9 protein-coding genes are annotated in these 10,352 nt (G+C 31.5%); all 9 read left to right on the plus strand.

The genetic code is table 11. From position 1 onward, the window contains the following. The first annotated feature begins 518 nt into the window (after positions 1–518). The 9 genes from GTH24_RS07005 to GTH24_RS07045 all read left to right on the plus strand — a co-directional run bounded on the left by GTH24_RS07005 (position 519) and on the right by GTH24_RS07045 (position 10,347). On the plus strand, positions 519–1,070 hold the full coding sequence (locus tag GTH24_RS07005) for a fimbrial protein (RefSeq protein WP_072069926.1): 552 nt from the start codon (positions 519–521) through the stop codon (positions 1,068–1,070). A 58-nt stretch (positions 1,071–1,128) separates the two neighbouring features. Then, complete coding sequence (locus GTH24_RS07010; protein ID WP_072069925.1) at positions 1,129–1,827, plus strand: fimbrial biogenesis chaperone; 699 nt, start codon at positions 1,129–1,131, stop codon at positions 1,825–1,827. Then, positions 1,805–2,359 carry a fimbrial protein gene (locus GTH24_RS07015; protein WP_072069924.1) on the plus strand — a complete coding sequence of 185 codons (555 nt, stop codon included), beginning with the start codon at positions 1,805–1,807 and terminating at the stop codon, positions 2,357–2,359. The genes GTH24_RS07010 and GTH24_RS07015 overlap by 23 nt, the downstream gene beginning before the upstream one ends. Positions 2,360–2,369: 10 nt before the next feature. Then, positions 2,370–2,912, plus strand: coding sequence for a fimbrial protein (locus tag GTH24_RS07020; protein ID WP_072069923.1), 543 nt, complete (start codon positions 2,370–2,372; stop codon positions 2,910–2,912). 8 nt (positions 2,913–2,920) lie between these two features. Beyond that, complete coding sequence (locus GTH24_RS07025; RefSeq protein ID WP_082151819.1) at positions 2,921–3,613, plus strand: fimbrial biogenesis chaperone; 693 nt, start codon at positions 2,921–2,923, stop codon at positions 3,611–3,613. Between the two features lie 4 nt (positions 3,614–3,617). After that, positions 3,618–4,364 carry a fimbrial biogenesis chaperone gene (locus tag GTH24_RS07030; RefSeq protein ID WP_164526143.1) on the plus strand — a complete coding sequence of 249 codons (747 nt, stop codon included), beginning with the start codon at positions 3,618–3,620 and terminating at the stop codon, positions 4,362–4,364. 52 nt (positions 4,365–4,416) lie between these two features. Beyond that, positions 4,417–7,002, plus strand: coding sequence for a fimbria/pilus outer membrane usher protein (locus GTH24_RS07035; RefSeq protein ID WP_241254045.1), 2,586 nt, complete (start codon positions 4,417–4,419; stop codon positions 7,000–7,002). Positions 7,003–7,037: 35 nt separating this feature from the next. Then, a complete protein-coding gene (locus tag GTH24_RS07040; RefSeq protein WP_164526144.1) occupies positions 7,038–8,204 on the plus strand; it encodes a hypothetical protein in 1,167 nt (388 codons plus the stop codon). 430 nt (positions 8,205–8,634) lie between these two features. After that, on the plus strand, positions 8,635–10,347 hold the full coding sequence (locus tag GTH24_RS07045; RefSeq protein ID WP_164526145.1) for a ShlB/FhaC/HecB family hemolysin secretion/activation protein: 1,713 nt from the start codon (positions 8,635–8,637) through the stop codon (positions 10,345–10,347). Positions 10,348–10,352 lie beyond the last annotated feature (5 nt).

Here is a 10,352-nt window from a genome sequence, read left to right on the forward strand (position 1 = left end):
TTGCATGGAATAAATAGTATTAGAGTCGAACAGGATAATAAATAACCAATTGATTAATTTTAATACAATAAAGTTAAGAATATTTACTCATTTAAATAAAAAAATAAAAATAATTTTATGTGGGATCTAAGTTTATTCTTAAGTATTTATATTTAGTTATATTTACCTATTTAGATTAAATTAAATTATTATTTATATTAGCATAAACATATCTATATATATGAAAAACAAAGTATATATATTGGAAATATACTTTTTTATTTTTTAAGTGTTATATCGATGCTCAATTAAAGATTAGTCGAATATTCTGAAAATAAAGAAAATATTTTATAAATAAAGAATTTTAAATAATTATCCTTATGCAATTTAAGCGTGTTATATAAGTAAGCTTTGATTGTTGTGCTACGCTTTAATAAGAATTAGAAAATATATTTTCTTAGTTCACATCTAATTGAGGTAATTAAGGGAATAATACTAATTCCAATAGACGATTTATTTAAAAAACGAAAGGTAACAATATGTCTTTAATTAAGAAAGTTGCTCCGTTTATCGTGTTGTCTGGATTTATGGTTGCAGGTAATGCTTTTGCTGCAACACAGGGTACAACTGTGTCATTCGAAGCATTAATTCGTGCCGCAAGTTGTGATGTTTCTTCAACAACAGAAGGTTCTAGAATTGATTGGGGAACCTTCACTAGTGATGAAGTTTCTGGCAAAAACGTCGGTGATCAATTAGGAGATAACAAGACGTTTAATTTAGAGCTTTCTAATTGTACAGCAGCACTAGCAGCTGATGGAACAATCAATCTCTATGCTCGTGGTAATAAATCAAACTTTGATTCTGAAATGTTTGCTAACGCAACAGCCGCTTCTTTAGCTGTAAAATTGCTAGCAACAGCAAGTAATACTTTAGTTAAACCAAATGTTGAAACAGGTCTGAAATTAGGACAAGAGATCATTAAAGATGGTACTGGTCGTATTCCGATGACTGCTGGTCTGTATTTAACAAACGGTGCAGTAACAAGTGATGAATTAAAAGTACCTGTTACTTTTACTGTTGCTTATAACTAATATTACTTAATTTTTAGAGGCTCTATCTAATAGAGCCTCTCATTAAAGAAGAAACATAATGATTAAAATTACAAATAGAATAAGAAAATTTTTTGTTATTTTACTAATGATTATATCTCCACTTGCTTATTCTAAAGGTGTGGGTTTAAACGCTACACGTATTATTTATCCTGAAGGTGAGAATAGTGTAGGTGTTATCATTCGTAATGAAGAACCAAAAATGAATTATTTGGTACAAGCCTATATTTCCTCTGATGAAAACCCAATTGTATTTCAAGTCACTCCACCTCTTTTTAGAATTAATAGTTTATCAAGGCATGAAGTGAAAATTTATGCCATGAGTAATTCTTTACCGAAAGATAGAGAAAGTATTTTTTATTTTCATGCAAAGATGATCCCTGGACAAAGCAATAATTCTGACACAGCGGGCCTAAGTGTGGGATTTGATAATGTTATAAAACTTTTCTACCGACCTAAAAATTTACCGATGACATCAGAGGATGCGCAAAAGAAATTAGGATTTAGTGTGGAAGGAAAACAATTAAAGGTAGTTAATAATTCCCCTTATTATGTCAACTTTGCTGGGTTTTCTGTCAACAATATAAAGCTAGATGTTAGTTTGGCCAATAACAATGCCATGATCGCGCCTTATAGTTCGATAAAATATACCTTACCTACAGGTGTAACTAAAGGAAATGTTCAATGGCGTACAATAGATGATTTAGGTGGATTTAATGAACATAAAGCCACATTTTAAACCAATTGTATTGGGTGCATTATTAACTTGTATCTCTTTTTATGGATATAGCGCTGTTGATGATTCTGCGGTTGTAATAGTAAAAGGTTCAGTAACAAAAGGAACGTGTGCTTTTACTTTATCAGACCAAGCGGTGAAGTTTTCTCAATCAATATTAATGCAAAATGTTGATGAAATCGGTGTAAAAAAGGAAAACAAAATACCTTTTTCAGTTAATTATCTTTGCCAGGATTATGTTGATGAAACACCTGATATGGAAGTTGTTATAAAAGCAGGCTCAGGAACACAAATTGCAAATAATAAAATATCACCGGTGAATAATCCAACTAATGCGAGTTTTGCTCTATACGATTGTAAAGATGATCATTGTTCTTTGGTTAATTTTAATGCTGGAACAAGTTCTGTTTATATTACAACAGGAAATGGTAATAAAAATAAAGACTTTGAAGTCGAGCTCGTTAAGAAAGACAGTTCAGCGGTTAATCCCGGTACGCTAAAAGCAATATTAGCATTAACACTTATACAACCTTGAGAAAGTAAATATGAATATATTTCTATTGAAAAGGAGTTTGTTAAGTTTATTTATTACACCAGCACTATTTATTAGTTTTAGTGCTCAAAGTATTGAATTTGACTTTAAAGTGACCATTGATAAACAGACCTGTAAGCTCTCAGTTTCAGGAACAAGTAGTAATGAAGTTGATTTTGGTAGTATTCAATCGAATAAAATTAAAAATAATCTTATAGAACCTATTCCGATAAAGGTATTACTGAGTGACTGTAAAACGAATGATTTTTTTGATACTTATGTAACGATGAAGGCAAAAAGTACTTTGAATACGATTACTTTTAATGATGATCTCAATAAAAGCTTTGGTATTAGAGTATCAAGTAAAAATAATGTTGCTCAATCTAATACTAATACGGATTTTTTTAAATCTGAAGATACTGTTTGGGATAACATAAGTAAAGATAAACTAGAAAAAACACTTTATACCTATGTCAAATGCAAAGATCCCACAATTTGTGATCCCGAATCTGGAGAGTTTTCGGCAACATTAACTTTTTCGTATATCGTTGATTAAGATATTATATGAATAATTTTATTATAAAAATCTCTGTTATTTTAATATTAGCTTTTAGCTATTTTAATGCTAACGCTCAAGGGGTTAGTTTAGGCAAAACACGGGTTATTTTTTCTGAAAGTAGTTCAAGTGAAAGTGTATATATTTCAAATGATGATAATCAACCTTATTTAATACAAGCTGGCGTTACTGAAAAAATTGATGGGAATTTGTCATCTAATTTTATCGTTACTCCTCCTGTATTTCGCTTAGAAAGCAAGAGTGTATCATCTTTACGTATCTTATTAAAAGACACTCAAGATTTACCCAGCAATAAAGAGTCACTCTTTTATTTGAATACAAAAATTATTCCATCTACTAAACGACCTAATGAAAGTGAATTACAGGAATCAAAATTAGTATTAATAACTAATTTTGTGATTAAAGTAATTTATCGACCTGAAAATATAGCTAGGCCTCTAGAACAAGATTATAAAAAAGTTTTTATTAAAGAACAGGAAGGAAAGTGGTTTTTAGATAACCCAACTCCATATTATATGACATTAACATCAATTAAAGTTAATAATGAAAAATATAATAAAACTTTCTTGTTGGCACCTTATAGTAAAACTGAATTGGTAGAACTATCAATAAAAGAAGCTAGTTGGCATATAATTAACGACTATGGTGAGTTATCAAAAGAATTCAAATATAAGGACTAATGAAATGAACATTTTGAATAGTCGTATTTTTTCTATTGTTATTTTGATATTAGGTTTTTTTTATTGCCAATTAGCATGGTCTGCTAATAATGCATTTGAATTTTCATTACAAAGAATGACATATAATGAAGGTAGTAAAAGCATCTCTATCGGTTTAAGAAATAATGAAAAAAAAGCGTATCTTGTTCAAGCTAGTATGAGATGGTTAGATGAATCTACGGGGTTACAATTAATTGATAAAAAAGAGAATCCTCCTTTTATTTTAACTCCGCTATTACAAAAAATAGAACCTGAAGAATACTATGAGTGGGTAATTAAGTTTACTGGCTCAGAAAGTGCATTGTCAACAGATAGAGAGAGTGTTTATATTTCTCAATTTCGATTAATACCATCCACATCTGAAGAAACACCAAATGTACAGATGAACTTTATTAGGGCATTAAACTTTAAAGTATATTATCGACCAAAGTCTCTTGAAGGCATAAAAATAAAAGATGCAGAAAAGAAATTATCATTCTCAATTGATGGTAATAAAATAATTGCTAAAAATGACTCTCCTATTTATCTAGCTTTTAACACAATAAAGATAAATGGAAAAGAGATCGAGCTACAAGAGTTATCGAAAAACGTTCCCCCATTTGGTACGCAAGAATACTTATTTTTAAATAAAGAAAATATTACATCTATTCATTGGCAAGTATTAGATGAATTTATGTTCCCATTAGATGAAAAAATAAAAACAGTAAATTAATAAGTTTATAAAGATATATGTTTTTATAAAGCCAAATATTAAGAGTGTAAAAATGAATAAATCAATGGCAATGTTTAGATACAGTTTTTTTACATCACTTATTTTGCTCTCATTTAATTCTTTTTCAGAGGATTATTTTGATCCCGCATTACTTGATGGACAATTAGGTGCATCTGCAAATGAAATTGATTTAAGCCAATTTTCACAAAAAGATGCGTTACCTGAAGGTGAAATATCTTTGTTAGTTTATGTCAATAATAATAACAATGGTGAGTTCGTCATTAATTTAGTAAAAGGGCCTAATAATAAAGTAGTACCTGAAATAACCCGTGGGTTATTAGATAAATTAGGTGTTAATACTAAAGTAATACCTAAATTAAATACGTTAAAAAGCGATCAGGTGATTTATGATGTTAACGAATATATTCCTGATGCATTAATAAAAGTAAATTTATCTGAATTAAAACTAATCACTAGTTTTCCTCAAATTGTTATGTCTAATGATGTCGTTGGCTATATTGATCCAGCCTCTTTTGATAGTGGTGTTACTGCCATGTTTATCAATTATATGTTTAGTGGAGGCCATTCTTCTAACGATAGTCATTCTGATAAAATGAATAATAATGGAAAACAAAAAAATGATAATTTCTTTGCTCAACTAAGAGCTGGGTTTAATCTTTATGATTGGCGTTTACGTTCTACAATGACACAGACGTATACCCGAAATTCAAATAATGCAGAGACTCAAAGTAATAATAGTAATAAATTTTCTAATACATACCTTTCTCGTAATCTTTATTCTTTACGATCGGAATTTATTATTGGTGAAACTACAACCGGAAATGATGTCTTTGATAGTATTCCAATGAAAGGTATGCGTTTAGTTTCTAACGAACAAATGTTGCCAGCGAGTCAACAAGGTTTTGCTCCAGATGTGAGTGGGATTGCTCAATCTAATGCCCAAATTACTATCCGACAAAATGGGAATGTTATTTATCAAACTTATGTTGCACCCGGCGCTTTTAAAATAACGGATCTTTATGCGAGTGGCTCAGGGGGGAACTTGGATGTCACAGTGAAAGAAGAAGATGGTTCAGAAAGGACATTTACCGTTGCTTTTTCATCATTACCCGTAATGTTAAGACCGGGGGGATGGAAATATGAAATTAGTACTGGGCGATTTGATGGTGGCACAACGGTTGGCTCTAAAAAGGCAGATTTTTTGCTTGCCAGCGGTATTTATGGTTTACCTTATGATGTCACTCTTTATGGTGGGTTATTAGGGGCGAAAGATTATTACGCTATTTCCTCTGGGATAGGAATTTCATTAGGTAATTGGGGGGCTCTGTCTACAGATATCACCCATGCTCATGCTGATTTTAATACCATAGGCTCTCAAAATGGGCAATCTTATCGATTCCGTTATTCTAAAAATATGACTACTACAGGAACCTCTGTTGACTTAACGGCATTACGTTTTTCAACTAAAGATTATTACGATTTTAATCAATTTAATACTGAAGATTATCGGTTAAAAGATGGTACTTCACCGTGGTTAGGTGAACGAGAAAAAAGTCGTTTTACAACTTCATTATCACAATCATTAGGTCAATACGGTAGTATTTATTTATCTGGTAGCCGTTATAATTATTGGGAACAAGATAAGAATGTTACTCAACTTACGACAGGCTATAATGGTAATATTCATGGTATTAACTTTGGCATTAATTACAGTATTGATAGAATAAAATCAGATGACAGCTGGCCTGAGAACAGGCAAATTAGTTTTAATGTGAGTGTTCCATTTAGTGTGTTTATTAATTCGCCTGCGCTCAGCAATTTTAATAGCACTTACATGATAAACCATGATAATAATGGAAGAACTAATCAGCAAGTTGGATTATCTGGTAGTGCATTTGATAACTCCTTATCTTATGGTATTTCTCAATCTTGGGCTAACCAAGGCCAACCTAATAATGGCTCAGCATATGCTAATTATTCAGGTAACTACGGTACATCCTCTCTAAATTATAATTATTCAAGTGACTATTATAATGTTAATGGCAGCATGAATGGTGGTTTACTTTTACATTCAGATGGTTTGTTGCTGGGTAGAAGTATGGGCAATAGTATGGCTATTGTTGAAGCGCCTGGAGCAAAAGGAACTGAGCTAAGTTCAGGAAATGGTGCGATTAATGGTCAAGGATATGCGTTATCACCATATCTTACAGAATACCGCCAAAACACAATTGCATTAAATGTCAATACATTGCCTGATAATACGACTCTACAATCAACATCTCAAAATGTAGTTCCGACAAAAGGCGCTATTGTTAAGGTTGCCTTTAAAACAAAGATTGGCTTCCAAGCTATTTTAAATCTTTCTCAGAATAAAAGTGTTGTCCCATTTGGTGCTATTGCTACGTTAATTGATGCTGATAATCCTAATGATTTGAATACAGGTATTGTTGGTGAAAAAGGTCAGCTTTATATGAGTGGACTTCCTGATAATGGCAAGCTGTTAGTGAAATGGGGTAATAAAATCCAGCAAAGTTGCAACGTTTCATATAGTGGCTTAAGTAATATTGAAGTCAATAGCAAGCAACCAATAAGAATTTTATCTCTTTCTTGCCAATAAAAAATAATCCTTATTTTATAGGTGGATGCAGAACTATGAAAATACGTAATTTAATGATGGCATCACTGACTTCAGTATTAATGACTTCGTCATTTAATGTTTTAGCTGGAACAGATAGGGGGGCTATGACATTAAACTTAACTGGGGTGATTGATATGAACATTAGCCCCACTCAAGTTCAATATATAAATGGTACATTGGGTGGAACTAGTAGTTTTCCTGGGAGTCCTGTTTATGATAGTAGCAATAACTCTTCCTGGGATACTAAATATGCGATTATTTCATTAAGTCAATCAAAAACGAGATGTGATGCCACATTTGTTTCTAAAATTCCTGGGCAAACTAATAAATATGGTCTGAAGTTAACGCATGCCAATAATTCAGGGACTGCAGTATATGTAACACCACAATTTAACTTCAATGTCAGTTTATCTAATTTTAGCTCTAATTATCAAAGTGCTTATTCAGGACAATTTTTTCAGGTAAACAGTAATCTTGTTGATAAAGAATCATCTAGTATTAATGTATGTTTTGTGCCATATAATTATGCAACAACAGCAGTTCCTGGTGGTGGTTCAAAAGTTATTAGCGTCACAACACCAAGTTTATTTCCTGTTTATATTGATGCTAATTTAACGCCAGGTAAGTTAACGTATAAAGGTACTCCTTTTTATGTAGGTAGTTTTGGTCGTAGTGCTAGTGGTGACTTTTTTGCACAAGTTAACGTAATTGCAGATGTAACAGTAAAACGTTCTTGTGCTGTTACTGGTGTATCTAATCAACAAATTAATGAAAATATGACATTTACGAATGAAGTCATTAAAGATTCTGTATTTACATTATCCTGTGGTGGTACAGGTAACCCTGTAAATATGTCTGCGGTGATTAAAGAGGGAAGTTTAGATCCAAGTAATGTAAATAAATTAGTCTTAGCACCTATTAATGGTACTGTATCTAACAAAAAACCTTGGGTTATAGGATTGCCTTATAAGCAAATTTCAACACCGAATTTAAAATGTGCTGATGAAAATAATAACAATTTATTAAAGTTCAATAATACAGATATCGAGCTAAAAGGAACCAATATGGGGAATAACCAACCTGATATATTTGGTATTAAATGGGCTCTTTGCAAACCAGATGGTACAAAAGCGGGTGAATATCGCGGAAAAGTGGATGTGAATATTTTTGTCCGTGGATAAAGGTAGTGGTTTAAAAAGAAAAAAGTGGATCATAGGGTCCATTTTTTTTATGAAATATATTTTTACCCTCTATTAATTCAACTTAAAATTTTATTTCAAATCGAATAAATATTTCAATTACAAACTATTTTAAATTAGATTATTTAAACTAAATAAATGATCAATTTTATTTAAAATAAAATTTATTTTAATTTTTATAATTAAATAAGCTTAACATTAATTAACTTTTTAAGTGATTTTTGTGATTATATAAGACTAATTTTTTAACATAAGTTGATTTTTTTAATCTTTATATTCTAAAAGTTATGGTGTTTTATTTGTTATTCATTTTTTGATATTTACTTTATATATTTTAATATCAATAATGTTAAAGATTAGATGTATCATAAATAAATATGATTAAAATCACAGACCCTATTTATTGCACAATATGAAAAAAATTATACTCTTTTTAAAATCATGGTTATTTTTTTCGCTATTTAATATTCCCATATCTTCAGCTGATACTTCTGAGAAAACGACTGAAATATTTAATCAGCAACAACAACATAATCAAAGTCAACAAGAAGCGCTTTATCAACAATTAATACCTGAAGTACCTAATATATATTTTGATATTAGCCAATATGAAAAAATAGAGCATAAAACAGAAGAAAAGCTTTGTTTCCAAATAGAACATATTGAAATAACCAATGCAGAAGTTATTCCTCATTGGGTTAATTTATCTCGTTTTAAAACAGAATTTATAGGGCAATGTTTGGGTATAAAAGGAATAAATACCGTCGTCACTCGAATGCAAAATCGTCTATTAATGCATGGGTGGATCACCACACGTATTGTTGTACCTGAACAAGATATTAGTCGTGGAACATTATATTTAACAATAGTTCCGGGGATTATTCGTAATGTTAAATTTACTGATGACTCTGATAAATACGCCTTGTTGTATACCAGTATGCCTGCGCATAAAAAACAGTTACTCGATTTACGAGATATTGAACAAGGGCTAGAAAACCTACAGCGATTGCCGGTTGTGAGTGCTGAAATGGAAATTAAACCAGGGAAAAATGCAGGGGAAAGCGATATTGTGATAAAACGAAAACAATCTCGTTTCTGGCATACTTCATTATGGATCAATGATGCCGGATCGCCTGCAACAGGGCGTTATCAAGGTGGCTTAATGTTAGCACTAGATAATCCTTTAGCGCTGAGTGATTTGTTCTATTTATCAACAGAACGTGATTTAGACTTCGCTGGGAATAAAAATAATCAAAATATTATGGCGCATTACTCTGTGCCTTTTGGGTATTGGCTATTTGATATTAACGCTTCTAAATATGATTATTCCCAAACAGTTGCAGGTCATATCAAAGATATTCTCTATTCAGGTGAAAGTGAGAGCATTAATGCGGGTGTGTCATACACTCTTTTTCGTAATCAGAAAAGTAAAACGACCTTACGTTATGCTATCCAAGCTAAAGTTTTACGCAATTATGTTGATAATACTGAAATTGAAATTCAGCGGCGAAGGGTTAGTCACTGGTTAATTAACTTATCTCACCGCCAATATTTTAGTTTTGCGACCTTTGATGCCAGCATTAATTATCAAAAAGGAACACGCTGGTTTGGTTCAGTCGCAGCGTATGAAGAACAATATCGTGATAATTATTATGCAACAGATAAAGCCGGTATTTTAACATGGCGTGCTGAATTAGATATTCCAATGTCTATTGCTCAGCAGCAATTTAAATACCAAGTAAGTTATCGTAAACAAATGACGCACGATGCATTAACGCCCATTGATCAGTTTGCAATCGGAAATCGTTGGACTATTCGTGGATTTGATGGTGAAAGAACACTGAGCGTTAATGAAGGTTGGTATTTACAAAATACATTAAGTTGGCAATACCCTAAATCAGAGCAATTTTTTTATTTTGGTGCTGATTACGGTGAACTAAAAATCAATGCGAATAATCCTCGATTATTAGGTAAACATCTTGCGGGTGGTGTCGTGGGTATAAAAGGCTCGTTATTTTCATCCACAATAAAATATGATTCGTTTATTGGTACGCCATTATCTAAACCAGACGGATTTAAAACGGATCATGTTAATTTAGGATTTAGTATTAACTTTAATTATTAAAATAC

It is taken from the genome of Proteus vulgaris (assembly GCF_011045815.1).
GTDB lineage: Bacteria > Pseudomonadota > Gammaproteobacteria > Enterobacterales > Enterobacteriaceae > Proteus > Proteus vulgaris_B.